The sequence below is a fragment of the Sphingomonas sp. BL-S-29 genome, from assembly GCF_055521495.1.
Map to the genome: position 1 here is coordinate 4,565,650 of NZ_CM145482.1, position 23,489 is coordinate 4,589,138.

Here is a 23,489-nt window from a genome sequence, read left to right on the forward strand (position 1 = left end):
ATGCCCCAAGCTTGAAGCTGGGGGGAGAGATCGCATGAAGCTGCTTGCCGGACTGGCGCTGCTCGCCATATCTTTGTTCACCGTCACCGCCGCCGCGCAGACGGCGCCCGCGCCACCCCCCGCCCCCGCACCGGATTATACCCAGGACTCGGCATGGCTCTGCCGGCCGGGCCGCGCCGATGCGTGCGCGGTCAATCAGGACGTCACCGTCATCCAGGCCAATGGCAAGAGGAAGATCGAGAAGTTCAAGCCGGCGCCCGCGCCGCAGTTCGACTGTTTCTACGTCTACCCGACCGTCTCCAACGATGCGACGCCCAACAGCGACATGACGCCGGGGCCGGAGGAACTCGCCGTGGCGGCGGCACAGGCGGCACGCTTCGCGTCGGAATGCCGGGTGTTCGCGCCGCTCTATCGCCAGGTCACGCTGACGGCGCTGCGCGCCTTCATCACCGGCCAGCCCGTGACGATGGACCGCGACATGCCGGTCAGCGACGTGACGGCGGCGTGGAACGACTATCTGGCCCGCGACAACAAGGGCCGCGGCGTGGTGCTGATCGGCCACAGCCAGGGCTCGCTCGTGCTGAAGACGCTGATCGCCAGGACGATCGAGACGTCTCCGGTCCGCCGCAACATCATCTCGGCGATGCTGCTCGGCGCCAATGTCGCGGTGCCGCCGGGCAAGGATGTCGGTGGCGACTTCAAGCGGCTGCCTTTGTGCCGCAAGGACGACCAGTTCAACTGCGTGATCAGCTACGCCAGCTTCCGCGCCGACTCGCCGCCGCCGGCGAACAGCCGTTTCGGCAAGGTGCCCGATGCCGGCATGGTCGCCGCCTGCACCAACCCTGCCGCGCTCGGCGGCGGCAAGGTGGTGACCGACGCGATCCTCGGCACCAAGGGAGCCGGCACCGGCAGCGCGCCGATGGGCCCATGGACCAACGACAACCTGCCGGTCACCACGGCGTTCGTGAAAGTGCCGGACCTGATCTCGGCCGAATGCGTGTCGAAGGACGGGTTCGACTATCTCGCCGTCACGGTGAACGCCAACCCGGCCGACCCGCGCACCGACACGATCGTCGGCGACGTCTCGGTCGGCGGGGTCATCCTGAAGGACTGGGGCCTGCACCTGATCGACATGCCGGTGGAGATGGGCAATCTCGTCGACCTCGCCGACCGCCAGGCAGCGGCGTGGCGGGGCACGCCCTACAAGCCCAGGCGGCGCTGATCAGAGGCGCTTGTCGCCGGGATAGGCGAACAGCAGGTCGCTGCCCGGCGACGCCGCGATCTCGCAGCGTCCCGCGAAGATCAGGCATTCGCCGGCCTTCCACGCCACGCCGTCAGCCACGCCCTCGCCGGCGATCGGCACGAACCAGCCCGTCACGCCGTCAGGCAGGGTCACCACGCGGTGGCCGGCGGGCCAGCGTTCGAGGACGAATTTCGGTCCTTCGGCCAGGATGATGCGGTCGTCCGGCGCCGGCGCCGGCGCAGGCAGCGGCACGAAGGGCACCGGATCGGAGACCGCGACGCCCGCATCCAGATGGAGCTCCCGATCGCTGCCATAATCATAGAGGCGATAGGTCAGATCGACATTCTGCTGGACTTCGATCAGCGTGATGCCGGCGCCGATGGCATGAACGGTGCCGGCCTCGGAATAGATGAAGTCCCCCGCCTTGACCGGTTTCCAGTCGAGCAGATGCTCGATCGAGCCGTCGAGCGAGGCAGCGCGAAGCGCGTCCTTCGTCATCGGCGCCCTGGTGCCGAGCGCGATCGTCGCGTCGGGCTCGGCCGCGAGGATCACCCAGGCTTCGTCCTTGCCGCGCGGATAGCCCGCCGCGCGCGCCGATGCGTCGTCCGGATGGACCTGGACCGACAGCTTCTGGCTGGTGAAGAGATACTTGATCAGCAGCTCGGGCTCGCCGGCATGCGGCGTCTGGAACCACACTTCACCGATCGGGTCGGCGCCCGGCGCGGGATCGGGAAAGCCCGGCCACAGGTCGTGCCGCCCCCATGGTTTCTCAACGCGCTTGGTGGCGAGCAAAGTGGCGGTCATGCATGTCCCCTGGGAATGATGTTCGATAGCACCAACGTATCTCGCTCGCCATCCGATCCCGCCGCGCGAAAAACGTTGTTCGGGCGGGAGGGCTTGGGCTAAGGATCGCTGTGATGCGTATCCCCCTGTCCCGCTCGATCGCGCTTGCGCTTGTTGCCGCTTCGGCGTTCACCGTTTCCGGCTGTGCCGGCAAAGGCGCGAAAAGCGACATTCCTTATGTCGCCCGCGATGTGGGCACGCTCTACACGACGGGCAAGAACCGCCTCGACCGCAAGCAGTACAAGCTTGCCGCGGCGCTGTTCGACGAAGTCGAGCGCCAGCATCCCTATTCGATCTGGGCGCGCCGCGCGCAGCTGATGAGCGCCTTCTCCTATTATCTCGACCGTGACTACACCAACTCGATCCAGTCGGCGCAGCGCTTCATCTCGGTCCATCCGGGCAACCGCGATGCGCCCTATGCCTATTACCTGATCGCGCTCGGCTATTACGAGCAGATCAGCGATGTGACCCGCGACCAGAAGATCACCCAGCAGGCACTCGATTCGCTCGGCGAACTGACCCGGCGCTATCCCAACAGCCGCTATGCCGCCGATGCGCGGCTGAAGATCGATCTCGTGCGCGACCATCTCGCCGGCAAGGAGATGGAGATCGGCCGCTTCTACGAGACGCGCGGCCAGTGGCTGTCGGCGACGATGCGCTTCCGCCGCGTGGTCGACGATTACCAGACGACGACTCATGTGCCCGAGGCGCTGATGCGGCTGACCGAAACCTATCTCGCGCTCGGGGTGCCCGAGGAAGCGCAGAAGGCAGCGGCCGTGCTCGGCGCCAACTATCCGGGTACCGACTGGTATCAGCGCGCCTACAAGCTGATGCAGGAACATCCGGTGAAGGCAGCCTCCGCCGCCGTGCCGGCCAAGACGGGCGCCTGACGCGGCGCTTATGCCGCAATGCTGACATCCCTGTCGATCCGCGACGTCGTGCTGATCGAGGCGTTGGACCTCGATTTCGGCGACGGCCTGGGCGTGCTGACCGGTGAGACCGGCGCGGGCAAGTCGATCCTGCTCGATGCCCTGGGCCTTGCGCTCGGCGCACGCGGAGAGAGCGGACTGGTGCGGCAGGGCGCGTCCCAGGCCGTGGTCAGCGCGAGCTTCGACACGCCGCATGCCGATGGCCCGATCGCCTCGCTGCTCGCCCAGAACGGCCTCGACATCGACCCGGGCGAACCGCTGATCATCCGCCGCATCGTCAAGTCCGATGGCGGCAGCCGCGCGTTCGTCAACGACCAGCCCGCCTCTGCCGGGTTGCTCCGCGAACTGGCGGTGCATCTGGTCGAGATCCACGGCCAGCATGACGATCGCGGCCTGCTCAACCCGCGCGGGCATCGCGCGCTGCTCGATGCATTCGGGCGGATCGACCCCGGCCCCGCCGCCCGCGCGCACCGCGCCTGGCGCGAGGCGGAGGACGCGCTGGCGGTGGCCCGGGCAGAGCTCGACACCGTCGCACGCGACCAGGAATGGCTCGAACATGCGGTGGCCGAACTGACCGGGTTCGAGCCCGAGCCCGGCGAGGAAGAGATCCTCGCGACCCGACGCGCCGGCATGCAACGCGGCGAGAAGATCGCAGGCGACCTGCAGGCGATCGCCGACCTGCTCGAAGGATCGGAGGGCGGGCTTGCCCGGCTGCGCCAGGCGGCGCGGGTGCTCGAGCGGGTGTCCGGGGATCATGACGCGCTGGGCGAAGCGCTGGCGGCGATCGACCGCGCGCTGGTCGAGGGCGGGCTCGCGCAGGAGAAAGTCGATGAGGCAGCCGAAGCGCTCGCCTTCGACCCATCGCAGCTCGAAGCCGACGAAACCCGGCTGTTCGAGCTGCGCGCGCTGGCCCGCAAGCACCGGGTACAGCCCGACGACCTCGCCGCGCTCGCCGCCGACCTGGCCGGCAAGCTGGAGCGGATCGAAAGCGGCGGCGCGGGGATTGCGGCACTGGAGCGTGTCGTCACCGAGGCCGCGCGCGCCTATGAGGCGGAGGCTGACGCCATCACCGCTGCCCGCACCGAGGCCGCCGCCCGGCTCAATGCCGCGGTCAAGGGCGAACTGGCGCCGCTCAAGCTCGATGCCGCACGCTTCCGTACCATGGTCGCGCCGCTCGGCAACGATCAGTGGAGCGCCTCGGGCAAGGACCGGGTCGAGTTCGAGATCTCGACCAATCCGGGTGCGCCGTTCGGCGCATTGGCCAAGATCGCCAGCGGCGGCGAGCTGTCGCGCTTCATCCTCGCCCTCAAGGTCGCATTGGCCGAGCAGGGCAGCGCCGCGACGATGATCTTCGACGAGATCGACCGCGGCGTCGGCGGCGCGGTGGCGAGCGCGATCGGCGAGCGGCTCGCCCGGCTCGCAGCGAACACCCAGTTGCTGGTGGTGACTCACAGCCCGCAGGTCGCGGCGCGCGGGCGCCATCACCTCCTGATCGCCAAGAGCCATGACGGCTTGGTCACCCGCACCGGGGTGGTGCAACTCGACGACAGCGCCCGGCGCGAGGAGATCGCCCGGATGCTGTCGGGCGCGACGATCACCGACGAAGCGCGGGCCCAGGCCGAACGATTGCTGGAGGCCGCCTGACCCCGCTCAGAACGGGAATTTCAGCGTCACCATGATGCGCTTGTCGGGCTTGCCGTCGGGGCCCTGAGTCCCTTGCGCATAGATGTTGCCCTGGCCTCCCCCGATCCGGAAGCCGGTGCCGGGCCCTCCGACGGGATCATAGCGATGGCTGAGCGGACGCAGGCGGAACTGTTCCTGCGGCTCGGGGCGGCCGCAGACGACGATGTCGCCGTCCTCTTCGGCGCGTTCGGGGCAGCGGGTCGGATTGCGGCGCGGGGCGGGCGGGTCCGCAACGGGGCCAGCGGCGGCCTGGAGCATCGCCAATAGTGCCGCGATCATGGCTGCCCCTTCAACCGAGAGGCCGAACAACATCATGATAAAAGGGCCGGAACATGGCCGCTTCATTACGATGCGACTTTTCCGCAAAGCTGTGCTATAGCGCTGTCATCTCGCGATTCCGCCCACAAGCATCGCGTGACTGAGAGACCTTCGCGCTCCCGCTTGCCAAGCCGTTGGATCGCTCTTCTGGTTCTCTCTCCAATCTCCATTCGCACCGCTTCCGTGTTCACGGAGTAGCGCGCTCGTCCTCGGATGCGCCGGCCGGGGCCGGACGGTGCTCCGCTCTCTCTTCTCGGCCCCAAACCGGTGCAAGGCGATGCCACCACCGGGCTACCCAAGGAAATACTTATGCCGATCGGCACCGTAAAATTCTTCAACGCCGACAAGGGCTATGGCTTCATCGCGCCGGAAGGCGGCGGGAACGACGCCTTTGTGCACATCAGCGCCGTTGAAGCGGCCGGCATGCGCACGCTCGATAAGGAGCAGCGCGTGTCGTACGAGCTCGAGCAGGACCGTCGCGGCAAGATGTCCGCGGTCAACCTCGCCAGCGCGTAAGTGACGGGCGGGCGCCGGCCATGGCCGGCGCCCCTTCCCGCCTCCCCCGACCTGCGGAGAAGTCATACGAATACCACCGCCCTGTTCTATCGCGATCGTGCCCGTCAGGCGGAAGCCGATGCGAATGCCGCAACCCTGGACAATGTCCGCTCGCGCTGGCTGCGTGCCGCAAAAGCCTGGGACGAGATGGCCAGCCGTGCCGAGAAGACGGCCGAGCGCCGCTCCGTCAACGAAGAAGCCAAGATGGTCGCGGAGATGATGGAGGACGATTGATCGTCCCCTCCAACAGCGACTCGCATTACCGCCGTTGCCGGCGTCTTATTTTCTTCCTCCGTTAAGGTGGATTTCGGGGCCGGAATCAGGCACCCTTTCAGTGGCGACCTGGCCCGGTGCCGCCGCCACACCGATGCGGATCGTTGAATCGCCCTGCCGCCTCCGCTAGCGCTTGGCCATGAGCACGACCCCGTCCGCCCCGCTCCCCGACACCGACGAGGACGCCGCTGCCGAGCTGAAACGGCTCGCCGGTGAGATCGCCCATCACAACAGGCTCTATCATACCGACGACGCGCCGGAGATTTCGGACGCCGATTATGACGCGCTGGTCCGGCGCAACAATGCGATCGAGGCGGCCTTTCCCGGCCTGATCCGCACCGATTCGCCCAATGCCCAGATCGGCGCCGCCCCATCCAGCCATCTCGCCAAGGTGGCGCATGCCAGGCCGATGATGAGCCTGGACAATGGCTTTGCCGATGAGGACGCGACCGAATTCGTCGCGCGTGTGCGGCGGTTCCTGAGCCTGGCGGAAGACACGCCCGTAGCGCTCACCGCCGAGCCCAAGATCGACGGCCTGTCCTGCTCGCTGCGCTATGAGCGCGGCAGGCTGGTGCAGGCGCTGACCCGCGGGGACGGACAGGTCGGCGAGGACGTGACCGCGAATGTGCGCACCATCGACGACATTCCGGACAAGCTGCGTGGCGACGCGCCCGACATTTTCGAGATCCGCGGCGAGGTCTATATGGCCAAGGCGGATTTCACGGCGCTCAACGCGCGGCTGCTCGCCGAGGCCGAGGCGGCGGGCGACGCCAGCAGGGCGCGCCAGTTCGCCAACCCCCGCAATGCTGCAGCGGGATCGCTGCGGCAAAAGGATGCCATTGTCACCGCGAGCCGCCCCTTGCGCTTCCTTGCCCATGGCTGGGGCGAAGTGTCGGCGGTACCCGGCGAGACGCAATATGACGTGATCCGGGCGATCGAGGCCTGGGGCCTCCCGGTCAGCGACATGTTCGTGCGGGTTGAGGGCATCACCGAAGCGCTGGCGCAATATCGCAAGATCGAGGCGGCGCGCGCCGATCTGCCGTTCGATATCGACGGCGTGGTCTACAAGATCGACCGGCTCGACTGGCAGGCACGGCTGGGCGCGGTCGGCAGGGCGCCGCGCTGGGCATTGGCGCACAAATTCCCCGCCGAGCGTGCCCAGACCACGCTGGAGCGGATCGACATCCAGGTCGGTCGCACCGGCAAGCTGACCCCGGTGGCACGGCTGACGCCGGTCACGGTGGGCGGCGTGGTCGTGACCAACGCGACGCTGCACAACGAGCATGAGATCGCGCGGCTGAACGTATGGCCGGGCGACCGCGTGGTGCTGCAGCGCGCCGGCGACGTGATCCCGCAGATCGTCGAGAATCTGTCGCGCGACGAGAGCCGGGGCAGCTGGCCGTTTCCGACGCTATGCCCCGAATGCCAGTCCGACGCCGTGCGCGAGGAAGGCGAAGTCGATGTGCGCTGCACCGGCGGGCTGATCTGCCCGGCGCAGCGCGTCGAGCGACTGCGGCATTTCGCGAGCCGGGGTGCGCTGGATATCGAAGGGCTCGGCGCGACCAGCATCGAATCCTTCTTCCATGACGGCCTGCTCCATGCGCCCGCCGATATTTTCCGACTGAAGGACAAGCGTGAGGAACTGATCGGGCGCGAGCGCTGGGCGGAGACATCGGTCGACAATCTGCTGGCGGCGATCGAGGCGAAGCGCAGCCCTGACCCCGCGCGCTTCCTGTTCGGGCTGGGCATCCGCCATGTCGGTAGCGTCACCGCGCGCGACCTGGTCAAGGCGTTCGGCACGGTGGAAACCGTTGCTGATGTCGCGACCCGCGCGGCGTCCGATGAAGAGGCGCGCGCCGAACTGACCGCGGTGGAGGGAATCGGTCCGGTCGTCGCCGAGGCGCTGGTCGACTTCTTCGCCGAAGAGCATAACCGCGAGGCTTGGGCCGATCTGCTGAGCGAAGTCAGCCCCGCCGCCTATGTCTCCAATGTCCGCGCGTCCGAAGTGAGCGGCATGACATTGGTCTTCACGGGATCGCTGGAGACGCTGAGCCGGGACGAGGCAAAGGCCCAGGCCGAGGCTTTGGGCGCCCGGGTATCCGGCTCCGTCTCGGCCAAAACGGACCTTGTCATCGCCGGTCCGGGTGCGGGATCGAAGCTGAAAAAGGCGGCCGAACACGGGGTTAGGGTGATCGACGAAGCAGCCTGGGGTGAGATCGTCACCGCCGCCAAGTGATGCCTTTTTGCAACGCAGCATGACCGAATGCTGCACCCCCACTTGAAGAATCCCCCGTGTCATTTATCCGAAATATTCGAGTCGCATGGGGCCAGCGACGGCGAAACCGCCGAGCGATTCTTGCGACTGACGCCTCAAAGGGGAAAATCATGCGAAATAAACTTTTTATGGGCGTTGCGTTCGCAGCGCTGATGCTGCCGGGCGCCGCGTTCGCTCAATCCGCCGGTACGGTGGATTTCGAGGGTGGTGACATCGTCGTCACCGGCGCCCGCACCGACCGTGGCGTCGCCGGCGTGCAGATTCCCGATACGAGCAAGGCCAAGGGCGTCCTGACGCAGGAATTCATCAGCAAGCAGACCCCGGGCAACACGATCCTCGATACGATCAACCAGCTCCCGGGCGTCAGCTTCCAGAACAACGATCCGTTCGGCTCCGCCGGCGGCACCCTGACGATCCGCGGCTTCGATGCGAGCCGTATCTCGCTGACGTTCGACGGCGTTCCGCTGAACGACACCGGCAACTACGCGCTGTATGCGAACCAGCAGCTCGACCCCGAGCTGATCGACCAGGTCAATGTCAGCTTCGGCTCGACGGATGTCGACAGCCCCACGGCGGCCGCTTCGGGTTCCACCGTCAACTATCGCACGATCATGCCCACCGACGAGTTCGGTGCGCGCCTGCAGGGCTCGGTTGGCGACTATAATTTCTTCCGCGTCTTCGGCCTGGTCAACACGGGCGAATTCACCTCTTTCGGCACCAAGGCCTGGCTCTCCGCCAGCCACGCCGAGAACAATGTGGTGTTCAACAATTTCGGGCGGATCGACAAGGCGCAGTATAACGGCCGCGTCTATCAGCCGATCGGCAGCAATGGCGATTTCATCTCGGTCGCGGCGAACTACAACGTCAACCGCAACAACTTCTTCGGTTCGGCCCCGCTGCGGCTCGATTCGAACGTCTACACCTCCTCCATCGTAGGCGGCGTTCCGACACTGGTCCCCGGCGCGGTCCGCACCCCGGGCACCGGCTCGAGCAATCGCTTCCCGATCAGCCGCGACGAACTGCCGTACAATGTTCCGCGCTGCCAGGTCGATACGCCTCAGGCGGGTGTCCAGGACGCCACCAATACCTGCGGCACGACGTTCGACGAGCGCTACAATCCGTCGAACACCGGCAATATCCGCGTCAGCTCGCGCTTCACCCTCACGCCTGGCCTCGTCCTCACGGTCGAGCCGAGCTTCCAGTATGTGAAGGCCAATGGCGGCGGCACCGTGACCGGGCGTGAAGGCGTTCGCACGATCGGTGGCGTTTCCTACCAGGGCTTTGTCGGCGGCAATTATTATCTCGGCCGCGATCTCAATGGCGACGGGGACGTCCTCGACACCTGCACCCCGGCCGGCGCATCGTGCAGCGGCTTCACGGGCGTGACTTTCCTTGCGCCGAGCCAGACCGTCACGCATCGGTACGGCCTGATCTCGTCGCTGCGCTACGAGATCAACGACGATCACTCGGTCCGTATCAGCTATTCGCACGATTATGGCCGCCATCGTCAGACCGGCGAGCTTGCGCCGCTCCAGCAGAACGGCTTCCCGACAGACGTCTTCCCGATCAACAGCCCGGTCCGAAGCGCCAATGGCCGCATCGTCGAAAAGCGCGATCGCCTGTCGTTCGCGATCCTCGACCAGGTCGCCGGCGAATATCGCGGCACCTTCGGCATGCTGACGGTCAATGTCGGCGTCCGCGCACCGTTCTTCAAGCGCAACCTCAACAACTTCTGCTTTACCACTGCAGCGAACGGCAATGTCGACTGCCTTGGCCGCGGCAACAGCGCGGACAATGCGACCTACGCGACCGCCAATCCCGGGTTCGCGGCGCCGCAGAAGCGCACCTACACCTATAACCGCGTGCTGCCGAACGTCGGCGCGACCGTTAAGTTCGCCGATCACTTCACCGCTTATATCAATTATTCGAAGGGCTTGCAGGTTCCCGGCACGGACAACCTGTATCAGAGCTTCTTCTATGCGCTGAGCAATCCCGCAGCGCATCCGACGCCGGAGACCAGCGACAATTTCGACGCCGGCGTCCGTTACACGTCGAGCAAGATCCAGGCGACGATCAGCCCCTGGTTCACGCGGTTCACCAATCGCCTGGCGAGCGCGTTTGACGTGCTCACCGACCAGACGATCTATCGCAACCTCGGTCGCGTGGACAAATACGGCATCGACGGCAGCTTCGCCTATCGTCCGATCCCGGAAGTCTCGCTGTACGCCTTCGGTTCGTACCTGAAGTCGGAAATCAAGAACAACGTGGTGATCGGCGAATGCACGGTCGTCACCGCGGCCTGCACCGCGATCGGTAACCCGATCTACGCCCTGACCCAGGGCAAGCGTGAGTCCGGTGCGCCGGTCTACACCTTCGGCGGCCGCATCCAGGGCAATCTGGGACCGGTCGAACTGGGCGTACAGGCGAAGCGGACCGGTTCGCGTTACCTGAACGACCAGAATCTGCCGAACCTCCAGTGCACGGCCTCGCTCGTCAACCAGGCGTGCCCGACGGCAACGGCGGTGGCTTATCAGGTCTATCCCGCCAAGACCCCGGCCTACACCCAGGTCGACCTGCAGGGTCGCCTGTCGATGGGCTGGGCCGGCCTCAACGACAAGACCTTCGTGCAGGTCAACGTGCAGAACCTGTTCAACACCTATTATGTCGGCGGCTTCACCGGCGGTTCGACGGTGCAGTACAATGTTCCGTTCGTTCAGATCGGCAGCCCGCGCGCTTTCATCCTGACGCTGAACACTCAGTTCTGATCGTCACGGGCTTCTAAAAAATCGGCCGCCGTCCCAATCGGGACGGCGGCCTTTTTTTGTCCGAAGATAGTCGTCGGAGCGATACGGCCGGCCGCGTCAGGCGACGTCGGTTGCCACCGCATAGACCGAGTTGATCGGCCGCGAGAACACGCGCCCGACCATCGGCTCGAAGAAGCTCAGCGGTGCGCTTTCATAGGCCGGGTCGAAGGCCGACTGATCGTATTTCTCGCAGAATTCGGCGCAGGCCTCGAAATGCGCATGGCCGCGGTAATTCTCGCGCAGATCCCGGTCCATCCCGAGATAGTGGAAGAAATAATAGCCCTGGAACACGCCGTGCGTGTTGGCGATCCAGTGCAGCTCCTCCGACACGAAGGGCCGGAGCATCGCCGCGCCGATCTCCGGATGGTTGAAGGTGCCGAGCGTGTCGCCGATGTCGTGGAGCAGCGCCATCACGACATAGGCCTCGTCCCGGCCGTCCTGGTGCGCGCGGGTCGCGGTCTGGCGCGAATGTTCGAGCCGGTCGACCGGGAAGCCGCCGAAATCGCCGTCGAGCAGCTTGAGATGGGTGAGCACGCGAGCCGGCAAGTCACGCGCATAATCACGGAAATGGCCGCCGATGATGTTCCAGTCCTGCTGGGTGCCCCCGCTCATCGCGGTGAATTGCGCGCGGTCCTGATGCTGGTTCATGCTTCTCTCTCTCCTTCGAGCTGAAGGGTTATTCGCATCCCGTTCGCACCTCCCTCCCTTCTCCCCCTGTGGGAGAAGGTGGCCCGAAGGGCCGGATGAGGGGGAGTGAGGTTCGGAACCGCAACGGCGCGTGTCCCCCTCACCCTTCCCATCGCTTCGCGATGGGCCCCTTCCCTCTCCCACAAGGGGAGAGGGAGAAGAATGCGTCGCGATATCCTATCCGACAGCCTCGCGGCACCCTACTCCACTTTGCGCATCGGTCCCAGTCGGGTTAAGACCCCCGCCCATGCCGTTGTTCACCAAGCCCGCGATCTTCTCGCGGCCCTTTTTCGAAGACAAGAGCCGTGCCTTCTGGCGGCTCCAGGCGGCGGGCTGGACCGGCTATCTGATCCTGCGCAGCGTCTCCAGCATCTCCAACGGGCTCGACCTGACCGCGACCCTGCTGGTCATCGTCGAATCGATCGTCGGCTATTGCATCACGCTGCTGCTCTCGACGCTCTACCATTATTACCGGCACCAGCCGCGCATCGCGGCGGTGATCCTGACGATCCTGACCCTGGGCGCGGCGACCGTGTTGTACGCGGTGCTCGACGCCTTTTCCTTCTCGTTCATCAAGATGGCCAATCCGGGCCTGAATTTCAGCCTGGTGCTGGGCACCGTGTTCCTGAACTTCACCGTGCTGGCCGGCTGGTCCGCGCTCTATTTCGGGATCAATTTCTACCTGATCGTCGAGGAGCAGATCGACCAGCTCGAGGCACTGGGCAATCAGGCGAGCTCGGCGCAGCTGGCGATGCTGCGCTATCAGCTCAACCCGCATTTCCTGTTCAACACGCTCAATTCGATCTCGACCCTGGTGCTGCTCAAGCAGACCGAACGCGCCAATGCGATGCTGAGCCGTCTGTCGTCCTTCCTGCGCTACACCCTGGCCAACGAGCCGACCGCGCATGTGACGATCGCGCAGGAGGTGGAGACGCTGAAGCTGTATCTCGAGATCGAGAAGATGCGCTTCGAGGACCGGCTGCGCCCGAATTTCGATGTGGATCCACGCGTCGCCAAGGCGCGTTTACCCTCTTTGCTGCTGCAGCCGCTGGTCGAAAATGCGATCAAATATGCCGTCACCCCCAAGGAGGAAGGCGCCGAAATCGCGGTCACGGCGCGGCTCGCCGGGGATCGGGTGCAGATCGCCGTATCCGACACCGGGCCGGGCTTGAATGAAATGAAAGCACGTCCAAGCCTTTCAACCGGGGTTGGGCTCGCCAATATAAGGGAGCGGCTTGCTCAAGCTTATGGGCCTGACCACCGCTTCGAGACCCGCTCCATCCCCGGCGGCGGTTTCGGGGTCGAGATCGAGATTCCGTTCCAGCTTCAGGAACCGGTTAGAGAGGTAGCATGACGATCCGTACGATATTGGTGGACGACGAACCCCTGGCGATCCAGGGGCTCGAACTTCGCCTCCAGGCGCACGAGGATGTCGAGATCATCGACAAATGCCAGAATGGCCGCGAAGCCATTCGCAGCATCAAGACTCACAAGCCCGACCTCGTCTTCCTCGACATCCAGATGCCCGGTTTCGACGGCTTCTCGGTCGTCCAGGGCCTGATGGAGGTCGAACCCCCTTTGTTCGTGTTCGTCACCGCCTATTCGGACCATGCGCTGAAGGCGTTCGAGGCCCAGGCGGTCGATTATCTGATGAAGCCGGTCGAGGAATCGCGCCTGGCCGACACGCTCGACCGGGTGCGCCAGCGCCTCGCCGAGAAGCGCGGCATCGAGGAAGTCGACCGGCTGAAGGAAGTGCTGGCCGAAGTGGCGCCGGAATCGGTCGAGAACCTGGCCGATGGCGGCGAACAGGTCTCGGCCAATCGCTTCGAGAAGCTGATCAACATCAAGGACCGCGGGCAGATTTTCCGCGTCGATGTCGACACGATCGAACGGATCGACGCGGCCGGCGATTACATGTGCATCTATACCGGCGATAATACGCTGATCCTGCGCGAGACGATGAAGGACCTGGAGAAACGGCTCGACCCGCGCCGCTTCCAGCGCGTGCACCGCTCCACCATCGTCAACCTCGATCTGGTGAAGGAAGTGAAGCCGCATACCAATGGCGAATGCTTCCTGGTGCTCGGATCGGGCGCGCAGGTGAAGGTGTCGCGTTCCTATCGTGACGTGGTCGCGCGCTTCGTGCATTGATTCCGCGGGGCCGCGCCGTCGCGCGGTAACGACGCGGGGGACGTGGCGGGATGGCGACAGCGGAAGAGCTTGGCGCGGAGATCAGGCGACTGGGGCCGTGGCATCACAATGTCGAGATCGCGCCGGGGGTGTGGACCGGGGATCCGGCCTTTCAGCCCGAACCCGATCCGGTGATCGGTACGCCCACGCTGCTTGATCCCTATCGCGGTTTCGCCAGGGCGGTCGGGCATCTTTTTCCCGACGGGCTGGCGGGCCGGTCCTTTCTCGACTGCGCCTGCAACGCCGGCGGCTTTCTCTTCGCCGCGCGGCGGCTCGGTGCCGGGCGCTGCTTCGGTTTCGACGTGCGCGAACACTGGATCAGGCAGGCGCGGTTCCTGGCCGAGCATCTGCCGAGCGAGGATATCGATACGGGCACATGCAGCCTCGAGGATCTGCCGCAGATCGGCCTGAAGCCGTTCGACGTGACCTTGTTCAGCGGCATCCTCTATCACCTGCCCGATCCGGTGGCGGGGCTGAAGATCGCGGCCGACCTGACCAGGGAGCTGATCATCGTCAACACCGCGACCTTGCCGGGCAAGCGCGAGGGGTTCGTGCTCAATCCCGAAAGCCGTACGCTGGTGATGTCGGGGGTCGACCGGCTGGCCTGGTATCCGACCAGCGACAAGGTGATCCGCGAGATGCTGGCATGGTGTGGTTTCCCGCATGCCCGGCTGCGGTTCGATCGCGTGACGGAGGGTGGCCGGCACCGGGTCGAGCTATGGGCGGCGCGGGACCTATCCGCGTTCGCGCATTTCGACGCCACTCATCCCAAGGGCGAGCCGGCGGAGCCGAGGCTCGGGCCGCTTGACCGATTGACCCACCGCCTGCGCCGCCGCAAATAGGGCCAAACAGAACCGGGTCGAGGCGTGATGGAAAAATTCAGGGCTTTCGCGGCGTTGCACGTGCCGGGCAATCCGGTGATCCTCTACAATGCCTGGGACGCGGGCAGCGCGCGCGCCGTGGCGAGCGCGGGGGCGAAGGCGATCGCGACCGGCAGTTGGTCAGTCGCCGCGGCGCAGGCTTATGGCGACGGCGAAGGACTGCCGCTGGAGATCGCGCTGGCAGGCGCGACGCGGATCGCCGGCGCGGTCGACCTGCCGGTATCGATCGATTTCGAGGGCGGCTATGCCATCGCACCCAAGGACATCGCGGCCAACGCGACACGGCTCGCGGCGACCGGCGCGATCGGATGCAATTTCGAGGACCAGGTGGTGGGCGGCGAAGGGCTGCACCCGAGCGACGTCCAGGTCGCACGGATCGCGGCGATGCGGGGCGCGACGGGCGTGCCCTTCTTCATCAACGCGCGCACCGACATCTTCCTGCAGAACGGGCCCGACACGCATGACGACGCGAAGGTCGACGCGGCGATTGAACGCGGCCTGGCCTATGCGGCGGCGGGCGCCAGCGGCTTTTTCGTGCCCGGGTTGGTCGACCTGGACCTGCTGGGCAGGATCTGTCGCGACGTACCGTTGCCGGTCAATTTCATGGCGTTCCCGGGCGCGCCCGGCGCGCGCGAGGTCGCTGCTGTCGGCGTTTCGCGGATCAGTCATGGGCCGAACCCCTATCGCACCGCGATGGCCGCGCTGACCGCGGCCGCGCAGGCGGCGTTCGACTGGAACCAGGCGGAGGTTATTCCTCCGGCTCGTCCGCGGCGCCGGGGGCTGGATTCTCGAACCAGGCCTCGACAGGTCCGCTGAGCTTCAGGGTCAGCGGCTGGCCGTGGCGATCGACCTTCTTGCCGAGGGCGACGCGGATCCAGCCTTCGGAGATCGAATATTCCTCCACGTCGCGGCGTTCCGCGCCCTTGAAGCGGATGCCGATCCCGCGGGAGAGCTTCTCCTCGTCGAAAAAGGGGCTGCGCGGGTTGGAGGACAGGCGGTCTGGCGGTGTGTCGGTCATGGGGCGGGCTCATGACGCAAAATCGCGCGCGATGCCAGAGCATGGATACGAAAACGGCGCGGAGCGAGTCCGCGCCGTCTCGTTCAGCCGAGGGTCGCGATCAGTTGCAGACGCGGACCCGGACGCTGCGGCCATAATAGCGGTCGTAGCGGCGCTCGACCCAGCAGCGGTTATAGTTCTGACGGTAGCGATAGGCGTAATAGCCGTCGTTCGGATAATAGCCGTGGCTGCGATAATAGCCGTCGTCATAATAGGGATCATAGCCGCGCTGGCGGTAATAACGGTCGCGGTCATTGCTGCTCGACGCAATGGCGGCGCCGATCGCGAGGCCGGCAATGCCGGCGACGATCGCGGTGCCGGTGCCGTCGTCACGGTGGTAGCGGCGATAGCGCTGCGCGTCCGCCGGCAGCGCCGTGGTCAGCGCCGTCGCGGCGAGCGCCACGCCGAGGCCGGCCTTCTTCACTAGAATGTTCATCTCAACCTCCTCTACTCAGCAAGCCCGTTTCCGCATCGGGGGTATAACGCGGAAGCCGTGCAGCTTGTTGCAACCTTGTGGCAGGGTCGGTCTGAACCCGTGCGGAATGGGGTGTTTAGCGAGGGTTCAGCGGATCAGTCGCCGAGCGTGGGGCGCTGGACGACACGCGCCGCATCGACCGGCGCATCGCGCCAGTCCTGGCGGTGGACGGTGTCGCGGCGCTTGGGATCGGGGCCGAAGCGGTTGGCGCCGGACGTGCCGTCGAAACACATCAGGGCGATCAGCGGGAACTGGCCGAACGGCACCGCGCCGAGCAGGATCCACCAGCCCGTCCGGTCCTGATCGTGCAGCCGCCGCACCTGGACCGCGAGGAAGGGAATCACCAGCGCGAGGAACGCCGCCAGGCCGATGATCTGCACCATATCGCCGGCGCCGCCCTGGAGCGTGAAGGGTGCGTCGAGCAGCTTCTGCGCGTCGCCGCCGAGCATCACGAAGACCACCCCGACCGGCAGGAGGAGCAGCCACTGCAACAGGACGAACAGCCAATATTCCTTGCGCTGCGACCGGCCGCGGAAATCGGCATAGCGGCGCAGCGGCAGCAGCATATCGTCCATGGTTGCGCTTCCCCTCTCCGGCCATGGACGTTGAAACGCCTGTCGGCCAAAGTAAAGTTGGGTTCATCCAAGGAGGCGATGATGGCGTACTGGCTGCTAAAATCCGAACCGGAAAGCTATAGCTGGGACGACCTGATCCGCGAGGGCACGACGGAATGGACCGGGGTGCGCAATCCGGCGGCGGCGCTTCACCTGAAGGCGATGGCGGTGGGCGATCGCGGGCTCTTCTATCATAGCGGCAAGGAAAAGGCGGCCGTCGGCGTAATGGAGATCGCCCGCACCGCGCAGCAGGACGGCGACGAACCGCGCTGGGTGTCGGTTGCGGTCAAGCCGGTCGAGGCGCTGGCCAAACCCGTCACCCTGGCGGCGATGAAGGCCGAGCCGAAGCTCGCGGGCATGGAGATGCTGCGCCAGTCGCGATTGTCGGTCAGCCCCGTCAGCGACGCCCAATGGGCGGTACTGACGGGGATGGGCGCCTGATCCCGACCTGGTCAATCCTTCCAGGGATCGATCAGCGCCAGTTCGGTGACGATGAAATCGGAGCCGTTGCGGGTCGCAAGCGCGCAGCCATGCTCGCTTGCGATGGCTGCGATCTGCGCGTCCGGGACCGACATCGGCCGGCCGTTTCGCCGCGCCTTGCCGAGGATATCGCCATAGACCAGCGCCGTCGTCATGGCGAAGGCGTGGCTGCGCCCCGCGAAATGGAAACGCCACTCCGCAATCTGTTCGGCGAGACGCGCCTTGCGCGAACCGTCGTTGAGCCTGGCGACGCCATACGCCAGTTCGCCGATCGCAACCGATGCCAGGACACACTCGGATTCGTTCAGCAGAAACCATCGCTCGACGGCAGGATCGGGGTTAGCCTTCATCAATTCCGACATCACATTCGTGTCGAGAAGGATCAAAGCGTGATGCCCTCATGCGGCACGCGATTCTCCGCGATCAGCGCATCGAGATCCGCGTCCTCCACCGCCAGGCTCTTCAAACGCTTGAGGAAGGCGGCTGCGCTGGGTTCCGGATGGCGCCGGGCATATTCCAGCAGCGCATCCTCGACGATCGCATGAATTGGCCGCCGCTCCTGCCGCGAGAGCTTATGCGCCAGATCGCGCGCCCGCGCGGAGCGAACCGAAAGCTGCGGTGCGTTCATGATGGCGCGATAGCATTTTGATGGCATGATGGCAACGCACCGGGGTGCGCTGCCCTTCCGCTCTTCGCGTTCGCGTCAGGCTCAGGCGGCCTGCTTGGCGCGCGATGCCTTTTTCCGCTCGTGCGGATCGAGGTAGCGCTTGCGCAGGCGGATCGACTTTGGCGTCACCTCGACCATTTCGTCGTCGTCGATATAGGCGATGGCCTGTTCCAGCGTCATCTTCTTCGGCGGGGTGAGGCGGATCGCGTCGTCCTTGCCGCCCGAGGCGCGGAAGTTGGTGAGCTGCTTCGCCTTCATCGGATTGACTTCGAGGTCATCGTTCTTGGCGTTCTCGCCGACGATCATGCCCTCGTACAGCGCCTCGCCATGCCCGACGAACAGGATGCCGCGCTCCTCGAGCGGGCCGAGCGCATAGCTGTTGGCCTCGCCCGAACCGTTCGAGATCAGCACGCCGTTCTTGCGGCCTTCGATCTGGCCCTTGTGCGGACCGTATTTCTCGAACAGCCGGTTCATGATGCCGGTGCCGCGCGTGTCCGACAGGAACTCGCCATGATAGCCGATCATGCCGCGCGACGGCGCGGAGAAGGTGATGCGGGTCTTGCCGCCGCCCGAGGGACGCATGTCGGTCATCTCGGCCTTGCGCAGGTTCATCTTCTCGACGACCGTGCCCGAATATTCCTCGTCGACGTCGATGATCACGGTCTCGTACGGCTCGGTCCGGCCGCCATTCTCGTCCTCGCCGAACAGCACGCGCGGGCGGCTGATGCCGAGCTCGAACCCTTCGCGGCGCATCGTCTCGATCAGCACGCCGAGCTGAAGCTCGCCGCGACCGGCGACTTCATAGCTGTCGCGATCGGCGGCTTCGGTCACCTTGACCGCGACGTTCGATTCGGCCTCGCGGAACAGGCGGTCGCGGATCATGCGCGACGTCACCTTGGTGCCTTCGCGGCCGGCCATCGGCGAATCGTTCACCGCGAAACGCATCGACAGGGTCGGCGGATCGATCGGCTGGGCATGGAGCGGCTCGCTGACCGAGATGTCGGCGATGGTGTCGGACACGGTCGCGACGGTCAGGCCGGCGAGCGAGATGATGTCGCCTGCCTTGGCCTCTTCGGCCGGCACGCGCTCGAGCCCGCGGAAGGTCATTATCTTCGACGCGCGGCCGGCCTCGACGATCTTGCCGTCATTGTTCAGCGCGTGGATCGGCTGGTTGAGCTTCACCGTGCCGGAATTGACGCGGCCGGTGAGGATGCGGCCGAGGAAATTGTCGCGGTCGAGCAGCGTCACCAGGAAGGTGAAGGGCGCATCGACATCGACCTCCGGTGCCGGGATATGGCTGACGATCGTCTCGAACATCGGGGTCAGCGTGCCCTCGCGCGCATTCTCGTCGGTCGAGGCATAGCCGTTGCGGCCCGAGGCGTAGAGCACCGGGAAATCGAGCTGCTCGTCGGTCGCCTCGAGCGACACGAACAGGTCGAACACTTCGTCGAGCACTTCCTGGATGCGCGCGTCGCTGCGGTCGACCTTGTTGACCACGACGATTGGCCGAAGGCCAAGAGCAAGGGCTTTTCCGGTGACGAACTTGGTCTGCGGCATCGCGCCTTCGGCCGAATCGACCAGCAGGATCACGCCGTCGACCATCGAGAGGATGCGCTCCACCTCGCCGCCGAAATCGGCGTGGCCGGGCGTGTCGACGATGTTGATGCGGGTCGCGACGCCGGCGCCGTCGATCCATTCGATCGAGGTCGGCTTGGCGAGGATGGTGATGCCGCGCTCTTTTTCGAGGTCGTTCGAATCCATCGCGCGCTCTTCGACGCGCTGGTTGTCGCGGAAGGTGCCGGACTGGCGGAAGAGCTGGTCGACCAGGGTTGTCTTGCCGTGATCGACATGGGCGATGATCGCCACGTTGCGGAGGCTCATTGGGTCACTCGATATTTTGCAGGGAAAAGGTTGCGGGGGCCGATAGCGCAATTGCTGCGTCGCGGAAAGGGTGGATGTCACAGGAAGCGGCAGAGGCCGATTCCGGCCCGCGCGCCGCCCATGCCGAAACCGGCCTCATTCCGTCGCGCCATAGCGCGCAGGGCAGCGGGCTGAATGGGTGGAACCGACCTTCGCGGTCGGCTCGGCGCGCTGATCCGGTTCTCGATACCGAGGGCAATGACATCGGCGCGATGCAATATGTGACGGTACCGCATACCTGAGCGCCCCACCCGTTACCTTCCCCGGCCTCCGCCGGGGACGCGCAAGTGGGGTCAGGGCAGCAGCCGCACCATCACCACGCCGTGCGGCTCGACCGTCGCGGAGAAACTGCCGGCCATGCGCCCGAGCGATTTGTGGGCCCACAGGTCGCGCACTTCCGCCTTCAGGCCGAGCGGATAGCCGAGTTCGGTCCAGTCGGCCCTGATCCTTGCTGGCGTCGCCCCGCGGTTGAACAGGATCACCGCGCGGCCGCCATCCGCCAGGGGCCTCGCCCAGACCTCGGTATCGCCGTCGTCGCGAACGCGATGCCCCTGGATGCCGAGCGGATCCTGGTCGATCGCGATCACATCCTTGTTGAGCAGGATCGCGCTGGTCGCCGAGTTCATCGCGGCGATGTCGTTGCCCGCCATCAGCGGCGCGGCCATCAGCGCCCAGAGGCTGAAATGGCTGCGATATTCGGTATCGGTCATGCCGCCATTGCCGATCTCCAGCATATCGGGATCGTTCCAGTGGCCGGGCCCCGCAAAGGGCCAGAGCGGCTCGTTGCGGTCGATGATGTCGAGCAGGCTGTGCGTCCACCAATGTTGCTTGTCCTCACCGGAGAAGCGGTCGCCGATATCACCGGTCGTGCGCCACAGATTGCCGATCTTCGCGCCCCATCGCCACGGATCGTTCTGGCCCCATTCGCAGATGCTGAGCACGATCTCCCGGCCGCTCGCCTTCAGCGCGTCGGCCATCAGCGCATAGGCTTCCTCGGCGTTGCGCGTGCCGGTGGAGCACCAGTCGTACTTCAGATAGTCGACGCCCCAGCGCGCATAGGTCAGCGCATCCTGATATTCATGGCCCTGGCTGCCCGGCCGGCCGCCGCAGGTCTTCATGCCGGCGTCGGAATAGATGCCGAACTTCAGCCCCCTGGCATGGACGTAATCGGCGAGCGGCCTGATGCCCGAGGGGAATTTGACCGGATCGGCGGTGATGAATCCGTCCTTGTCGCGCGCGCCGTGCCAGCAATCGTCGATCACGACATAATGATAGCCGGCATCGCGCATGCCGCTCGACACCATCGCGTCGACGACCGCGCGGACGGTCTTTTCGCTGATGTCGCAGCCGAACTTGTTCCAGCTGTTCCAGCCCATCGGCGGGGTCCGGGCGAGGCCGTTGGCGACCCGCGCCGGATCGCGCGAGGGTGGGATACGGTTGGGATCGATCGTTTCCTGTGCGCTCGCCGCCGTGGCGAGCATCAGCACCATGACAAATGCAGCCGCCATCCGGCGCAGCCCGTGCAGCATCGACTTCTCCCCTGTCTAACGTTGGTCATTTGACGTCGCGGAGATCGCTTGCGCAACATTTTTCCGCTATCCTGCCGATACGTGACAAGTGTTATAGTTGAATGATACACTTGAAGCGCGTTCGAATCGCCGTCATCTAGGGCGGCGACTGCGTGGAGAGAGTGATGGCGACCCAGACTGACACCGCGACCACCGATCTGGTCCTTACCCCGCCCGATCCCGTGCCCGTGGTCGCGCCGGAAAAGGCCGTCGGCCTCGTGCCGGTGGACGATTCGAAGCGCAGCCAGCTGCAGCAGCGGGTCGAGACCTTCGTCGAGGATCTGGTCGCGCAGGACGTGAACTCGCCCGAATTCGGCAAGCGCGTCGATGCGATCAGCGCGATGGGCCAGAAGGAGATTCGCGAGGCGGCCGGTCAGTCGAACCGCTTCCTCGACCGGCCGGTCAAGGCGATGAACCAGGAATCGGGCGTGGGCGCCGACCTGGCCGAACTGCGCCGCACGATCGAGGACCTCGATCCGGGCAAGCAGGGCAATCTGCTTGCGCCGAAGAAGCTGTTCGGGGTCATCCCGTTCGGCAACAAGATGCGCAATTATTTCGACGGCTATAAGAGCTCGCAGACTCACATCGCCTCGATCCTGAAGAGCCTGGGCAGCGGCAAGGACGAGCTGCTGATGGACAATGCGGCGATCGACGTCGAACGCGCGAACCTGTGGAACGCGATGGGGCGGCTCGAGCAGATGATCGTGCTGTCCAAGACGATGGACGAGAAGCTGGAGGACAAGGCCAACGAGCTCGACCATACCGATCCGGCCAAGGCCAAGGCGATCCGCGAGAGCGCGCTTTTCTATGTGCGCCAGCGCACCCAGGACCTGCTGACCCAGATGGCGGTGACGGTGCAGGGCTATCTCGCGCTCGACCTGGTCAAGAAGAACAATGTCGAGCTGGTGAAGGGCGTCGACCGCGCCTCCACCACCACGGTTTCCGCGCTGCGCACCGCAGTGACGGTGGCGCAGGCGCTGACCAACCAGAAGCTGGTGCTGGAGCAGATCACCGCGCTCAACACCACGACTGCCAACATCATCGATTCGACCGGCAAGCTGCTCAAGAGCCAGACCGCGACGATCCATGAGCAGGCGGCGAGTGCGACCATCCCGATCGAGACGCTGCAGCGTGCCTTCCAGAACATCTATGACACGATGGACGCGATCGACACCTTCAAGCTGAAGGCGCTCGATTCGATGAAGACCACGGTCAATGTGCTGGGCAACGAGGTCGAGAAGTCGAAGGGCTATATCGCCCGGGCCGAGGGCGCGGCGCAGAATTCGGGCAGCGGGGGCGAAACCTTCAAGCTGGAAGCCTTATGACCGATGTCGATCGCCAGATCGCCAGATCGACGCAGTTCCTCAACGAACGGCGCGAACAAGCGCTGCTGCAGCGCAAGCGGCGGCGGCGCGGCACCGGCCTGGCCAAGCGCGCCGGGCTGATCGTCACCGCCGACCTGGCGATCATCGTCGCGACGATCATCTTCGGCTGGTTCTCGCCGATCGGCATGGGCGGGGCGCTGCTGGTCTTCGCCGCGCTGATCCTGGTGACGTTCCTGATCGCCTTCGTCTCGCTGGAGGCGCCGGTGGCGCCCGAGAAGCTGGTCGAAGTGCCGCTGAAGGCGCTGCCGCTCAAGACCGAGCAGTGGCTCGAGCAGCAGCGCCCGGCCCTGCCCGCCCCGGCCCAGACCCTGGTCGACGGGATCGGGGTGCAACTCGACACGCTCGCGCCGCAGCTTGCCGCGCTGGACGAGCGTGAGCCTGCGGCGGCGGAGATCCGCAAGCTGGTCGGCGAGCAGCTGCCCGAGCTGATTCGCGACTATGCCAAGGTGCCGCAGCCGCTGCGCGGCGTCGAGCGCAATGGCAAGACCCCCGATACGCAACTGGCCGAAGGGCTGAAGGTGATCGAGCAGGAGATCGGCCAGATGTCGGCGCAGCTGGCCGAGGGCGATCTCAACCTGCTGGCAACGCGCGGGCGCTTCCTGGAGATCAAGTACCGGGACGATGGGCTGGAGTCGTAATAGC

25 protein-coding genes are annotated in these 23,489 nt (G+C 65.5%); 15 read left to right on the forward strand and 10 right to left on the reverse strand.

The features are described from left to right. The first annotated feature begins 34 nt into the window (after positions 1-34). Positions 35-1,222: a DUF3089 domain-containing protein gene (locus ACZ1I2_RS21765; RefSeq protein ID WP_465175869.1), complete on the forward strand. Its 1,188-nt coding sequence runs from the start codon at positions 35-37 to the stop codon at positions 1,220-1,222. Here the strand turns inward: ACZ1I2_RS21765 and ACZ1I2_RS21770 are convergent, their stop codons facing one another. Then, the gene (locus ACZ1I2_RS21770; protein ID WP_465175868.1) at positions 1,223-2,047 is read right to left on the reverse strand and encodes a class I mannose-6-phosphate isomerase; all 825 of its coding nucleotides are present in this window, start codon (positions 2,045-2,047) and stop codon (positions 1,223-1,225) included. 113 nt (positions 2,048-2,160) lie between these two features. On the opposite strand from ACZ1I2_RS21770, the gene ACZ1I2_RS21775 reads away from it, so the two are divergent. Both ACZ1I2_RS21775 and recN read left to right on the forward strand, forming a co-directional pair. Then, positions 2,161-2,976, forward strand: a complete 816-nt coding sequence (locus ACZ1I2_RS21775) for an outer membrane protein assembly factor BamD (RefSeq protein ID WP_465172098.1) — start codon at positions 2,161-2,163, stop codon at positions 2,974-2,976. 18 nt (positions 2,977-2,994) lie between these two features. After that, entirely contained in the window at positions 2,995-4,659 is a 1,665-nt protein-coding gene (gene recN / locus ACZ1I2_RS21780; RefSeq protein ID WP_465175867.1) for a DNA repair protein RecN, read from the forward strand. 6 nt (positions 4,660-4,665) lie between these two features. Here the strand turns inward: recN and ACZ1I2_RS21785 are convergent, their stop codons facing one another. Beyond that, complete coding sequence (locus ACZ1I2_RS21785) at positions 4,666-4,977, reverse strand: hypothetical protein (protein WP_465175866.1); 312 nt, start codon at positions 4,975-4,977, stop codon at positions 4,666-4,668. 348 nt (positions 4,978-5,325) lie between these two features. On the opposite strand from ACZ1I2_RS21785, the gene ACZ1I2_RS21790 reads away from it, so the two are divergent. The 4 genes from ACZ1I2_RS21790 (at position 5,326) to ACZ1I2_RS21805 (ending at position 10,884) form a co-directional block, all read left to right on the forward strand. Continuing rightward, positions 5,326-5,532, forward strand: coding sequence for a cold-shock protein (locus ACZ1I2_RS21790; protein WP_034159288.1), 207 nt, complete (start codon positions 5,326-5,328; stop codon positions 5,530-5,532). Then, entirely contained in the window at positions 5,533-5,805 is a 273-nt protein-coding gene (locus ACZ1I2_RS21795; RefSeq protein ID WP_465172095.1) for a hypothetical protein, read from the forward strand. Positions 5,806-5,983: 178 nt separating this feature from the next. Then, positions 5,984-8,080, forward strand: a complete 2,097-nt coding sequence (gene ligA / locus ACZ1I2_RS21800; protein ID WP_465175865.1) for an NAD-dependent DNA ligase LigA — start codon at positions 5,984-5,986, stop codon at positions 8,078-8,080. Between the two features lie 149 nt (positions 8,081-8,229). After that, a complete protein-coding gene (locus tag ACZ1I2_RS21805; protein WP_465172093.1) occupies positions 8,230-10,884 on the forward strand; it encodes a TonB-dependent receptor in 2,655 nt (884 codons plus the stop codon). 96 nt (positions 10,885-10,980) lie between these two features. On the opposite strand, the gene ACZ1I2_RS21810 is transcribed toward ACZ1I2_RS21805, so the two are convergent. After that, positions 10,981-11,571, reverse strand: coding sequence for an HD domain-containing protein (locus ACZ1I2_RS21810; RefSeq protein WP_465172092.1), 591 nt, complete (start codon positions 11,569-11,571; stop codon positions 10,981-10,983). Between the two features lie 286 nt (positions 11,572-11,857). Here ACZ1I2_RS21810 and ACZ1I2_RS21815 point away from each other — a divergent pair, with 286 nt between their 5' ends. From ACZ1I2_RS21815 to ACZ1I2_RS21830, 4 genes are read left to right on the forward strand one after another with little or no spacing between them, the layout of a single operon-like run. Beyond that, complete coding sequence (locus ACZ1I2_RS21815; protein ID WP_465172091.1) at positions 11,858-12,964, forward strand: sensor histidine kinase; 1,107 nt, start codon at positions 11,858-11,860, stop codon at positions 12,962-12,964. Beyond that, the gene (locus ACZ1I2_RS21820) at positions 12,961-13,761 is read left to right on the forward strand and encodes a LytR/AlgR family response regulator transcription factor (protein ID WP_465172090.1); all 801 of its coding nucleotides are present in this window, start codon (positions 12,961-12,963) and stop codon (positions 13,759-13,761) included. The genes ACZ1I2_RS21815 and ACZ1I2_RS21820 overlap by 4 nt, the downstream gene beginning before the upstream one ends. A 50-nt stretch (positions 13,762-13,811) precedes the next feature. After that, positions 13,812-14,642 carry a class I SAM-dependent methyltransferase gene (locus ACZ1I2_RS21825; protein WP_465175864.1) on the forward strand — a complete coding sequence of 277 codons (831 nt, stop codon included), beginning with the start codon at positions 13,812-13,814 and terminating at the stop codon, positions 14,640-14,642. A gap of 27 nt (positions 14,643-14,669) precedes the next feature. Beyond that, complete coding sequence (locus tag ACZ1I2_RS21830) at positions 14,670-15,497, forward strand: isocitrate lyase/PEP mutase family protein (protein WP_465175863.1); 828 nt, start codon at positions 14,670-14,672, stop codon at positions 15,495-15,497. Here the strand turns inward: ACZ1I2_RS21830 and ACZ1I2_RS21835 are convergent. The 3 genes from ACZ1I2_RS21835 to ACZ1I2_RS21845 all read right to left on the reverse strand — a co-directional run bounded on the left by ACZ1I2_RS21835 (position 15,430) and on the right by ACZ1I2_RS21845 (position 16,788). Continuing rightward, positions 15,430-15,699 carry a DUF3297 family protein gene (locus ACZ1I2_RS21835; protein WP_465175862.1) on the reverse strand — a complete coding sequence of 90 codons (270 nt, stop codon included), beginning with the start codon at positions 15,697-15,699 and terminating at the stop codon, positions 15,430-15,432. The genes ACZ1I2_RS21830 and ACZ1I2_RS21835 overlap by 68 nt on opposite strands. 100 nt (positions 15,700-15,799) lie before the next feature. After that, entirely contained in the window at positions 15,800-16,174 is a 375-nt protein-coding gene (locus tag ACZ1I2_RS21840) for a hypothetical protein (protein WP_465175861.1), read from the reverse strand. 134 nt (positions 16,175-16,308) lie between these two features. After that, positions 16,309-16,788, reverse strand: a complete 480-nt coding sequence (locus ACZ1I2_RS21845; RefSeq protein ID WP_465175860.1) for a DUF805 domain-containing protein — start codon at positions 16,786-16,788, stop codon at positions 16,309-16,311. Positions 16,789-16,869: 81 nt separating this feature from the next. Between ACZ1I2_RS21845 and ACZ1I2_RS21850 the strand changes: the two genes are divergently transcribed. Next, on the forward strand, positions 16,870-17,268 hold the full coding sequence (locus tag ACZ1I2_RS21850; RefSeq protein WP_465175859.1) for an EVE domain-containing protein: 399 nt from the start codon (positions 16,870-16,872) through the stop codon (positions 17,266-17,268). Positions 17,269-17,279: 11 nt separating this feature from the next. Here ACZ1I2_RS21850 and ACZ1I2_RS21855 read toward each other — a convergent pair whose 3' ends face one another. The 3 genes from ACZ1I2_RS21855 to typA all read right to left on the reverse strand — a co-directional run bounded on the left by ACZ1I2_RS21855 (position 17,280) and on the right by typA (position 19,855). Further along, positions 17,280-17,669, reverse strand: coding sequence for a PIN domain-containing protein (locus tag ACZ1I2_RS21855; protein WP_465181530.1), 390 nt, complete (start codon positions 17,667-17,669; stop codon positions 17,280-17,282). Between the two features lie 20 nt (positions 17,670-17,689). After that, positions 17,690-17,935 (reverse strand): hypothetical protein, encoded by a 246-nt coding sequence (locus ACZ1I2_RS21860; protein ID WP_465172082.1) that lies wholly within the window; start codon positions 17,933-17,935, stop codon positions 17,690-17,692. Positions 17,936-18,016: 81 nt separating this feature from the next. Continuing rightward, a complete protein-coding gene (gene typA, locus ACZ1I2_RS21865) occupies positions 18,017-19,855 on the reverse strand; it encodes a translational GTPase TypA (protein ID WP_465175857.1) in 1,839 nt (612 codons plus the stop codon). Positions 19,856-19,929: 74 nt separating this feature from the next. Between typA and ACZ1I2_RS21870 the strand changes: the two genes are divergently transcribed. Next, the gene (locus tag ACZ1I2_RS21870; RefSeq protein WP_465172080.1) at positions 19,930-20,136 is read left to right on the forward strand and encodes a hypothetical protein; all 207 of its coding nucleotides are present in this window, start codon (positions 19,930-19,932) and stop codon (positions 20,134-20,136) included. A gap of 51 nt (positions 20,137-20,187) precedes the next feature. Here the strand turns inward: ACZ1I2_RS21870 and ACZ1I2_RS21875 are convergent, their stop codons facing one another. Next, complete coding sequence (locus tag ACZ1I2_RS21875) at positions 20,188-21,423, reverse strand: glycoside hydrolase family 27 protein (RefSeq protein ID WP_465175856.1); 1,236 nt, start codon at positions 21,421-21,423, stop codon at positions 20,188-20,190. A gap of 164 nt (positions 21,424-21,587) precedes the next feature. On the opposite strand from ACZ1I2_RS21875, the gene ACZ1I2_RS21880 reads away from it, so the two are divergent. Next, positions 21,588-22,787, forward strand: coding sequence for a toxic anion resistance protein (locus ACZ1I2_RS21880; RefSeq protein ID WP_465172078.1), 1,200 nt, complete (start codon positions 21,588-21,590; stop codon positions 22,785-22,787). Beyond that, positions 22,784-23,485 carry a hypothetical protein gene (locus ACZ1I2_RS21885; protein WP_465172077.1) on the forward strand — a complete coding sequence of 234 codons (702 nt, stop codon included), beginning with the start codon at positions 22,784-22,786 and terminating at the stop codon, positions 23,483-23,485. The genes ACZ1I2_RS21880 and ACZ1I2_RS21885 overlap by 4 nt, the downstream gene beginning before the upstream one ends. Positions 23,486-23,489: the final 4 nt, after the last annotated feature.

Bases quoted from the DNA above. Each gene is read 5' to 3' on its own strand.
- ACZ1I2_RS21770 (WP_465175868.1), bottom strand. From the start codon at position 2,047: ATGACCGCCACTTTGCTCGCCACCAAGCGCGTTGAGAAACCATGGGGG.
- ACZ1I2_RS21765 (WP_465175869.1), top strand. From the start codon at position 35: ATGAAGCTGCTTGCCGGACTGGCGCTGCTCGCCATATCTTTGTTCACC.
- recN (WP_465175867.1), top strand. From the start codon at position 2,995: ATGCTGACATCCCTGTCGATCCGCGACGTCGTGCTGATCGAGGCGTTG.
- ACZ1I2_RS21785 (WP_465175866.1), bottom strand. From the start codon at position 4,977: ATGATCGCGGCACTATTGGCGATGCTCCAGGCCGCCGCTGGCCCCGTT.
- ACZ1I2_RS21840 (WP_465175861.1), bottom strand. From the start codon at position 16,174: ATGAACATTCTAGTGAAGAAGGCCGGCCTCGGCGTGGCGCTCGCCGCG.
- ACZ1I2_RS21775 (WP_465172098.1), top strand. From the start codon at position 2,161: ATGCGTATCCCCCTGTCCCGCTCGATCGCGCTTGCGCTTGTTGCCGCT.
- ACZ1I2_RS21875 (WP_465175856.1), bottom strand. From the start codon at position 21,423: ATGCTGCACGGGCTGCGCCGGATGGCGGCTGCATTTGTCATGGTGCTG.
- ACZ1I2_RS21835 (WP_465175862.1), bottom strand. From the start codon at position 15,699: ATGACCGACACACCGCCAGACCGCCTGTCCTCCAACCCGCGCAGCCCC.
- ACZ1I2_RS21830 (WP_465175863.1), top strand. From the start codon at position 14,670: ATGGAAAAATTCAGGGCTTTCGCGGCGTTGCACGTGCCGGGCAATCCG.
- ACZ1I2_RS21885 (WP_465172077.1), top strand. From the start codon at position 22,784: ATGACCGATGTCGATCGCCAGATCGCCAGATCGACGCAGTTCCTCAAC.
- ACZ1I2_RS21860 (WP_465172082.1), bottom strand. From the start codon at position 17,935: ATGAACGCACCGCAGCTTTCGGTTCGCTCCGCGCGGGCGCGCGATCTG.
- ACZ1I2_RS21810 (WP_465172092.1), bottom strand. From the start codon at position 11,571: ATGAACCAGCATCAGGACCGCGCGCAATTCACCGCGATGAGCGGGGGC.
- ACZ1I2_RS21880 (WP_465172078.1), top strand. From the start codon at position 21,588: ATGGCGACCCAGACTGACACCGCGACCACCGATCTGGTCCTTACCCCG.
- ACZ1I2_RS21815 (WP_465172091.1), top strand. From the start codon at position 11,858: ATGCCGTTGTTCACCAAGCCCGCGATCTTCTCGCGGCCCTTTTTCGAA.
- ACZ1I2_RS21850 (WP_465175859.1), top strand. From the start codon at position 16,870: ATGGCGTACTGGCTGCTAAAATCCGAACCGGAAAGCTATAGCTGGGAC.
- ACZ1I2_RS21820 (WP_465172090.1), top strand. From the start codon at position 12,961: ATGACGATCCGTACGATATTGGTGGACGACGAACCCCTGGCGATCCAG.
- ACZ1I2_RS21845 (WP_465175860.1), bottom strand. From the start codon at position 16,788: ATGGACGATATGCTGCTGCCGCTGCGCCGCTATGCCGATTTCCGCGGC.
- typA (WP_465175857.1), bottom strand. From the start codon at position 19,855: ATGAGCCTCCGCAACGTGGCGATCATCGCCCATGTCGATCACGGCAAG.
- ligA (WP_465175865.1), top strand. From the start codon at position 5,984: ATGAGCACGACCCCGTCCGCCCCGCTCCCCGACACCGACGAGGACGCC.
- ACZ1I2_RS21805 (WP_465172093.1), top strand. From the start codon at position 8,230: ATGCGAAATAAACTTTTTATGGGCGTTGCGTTCGCAGCGCTGATGCTG.
- ACZ1I2_RS21825 (WP_465175864.1), top strand. From the start codon at position 13,812: ATGGCGACAGCGGAAGAGCTTGGCGCGGAGATCAGGCGACTGGGGCCG.
- ACZ1I2_RS21870 (WP_465172080.1), top strand. From the start codon at position 19,930: ATGTCACAGGAAGCGGCAGAGGCCGATTCCGGCCCGCGCGCCGCCCAT.
- ACZ1I2_RS21855 (WP_465181530.1), bottom strand. From the start codon at position 17,669: ATGTCGGAATTGATGAAGGCTAACCCCGATCCTGCCGTCGAGCGATGG.
- ACZ1I2_RS21790 (WP_034159288.1), top strand. From the start codon at position 5,326: ATGCCGATCGGCACCGTAAAATTCTTCAACGCCGACAAGGGCTATGGC.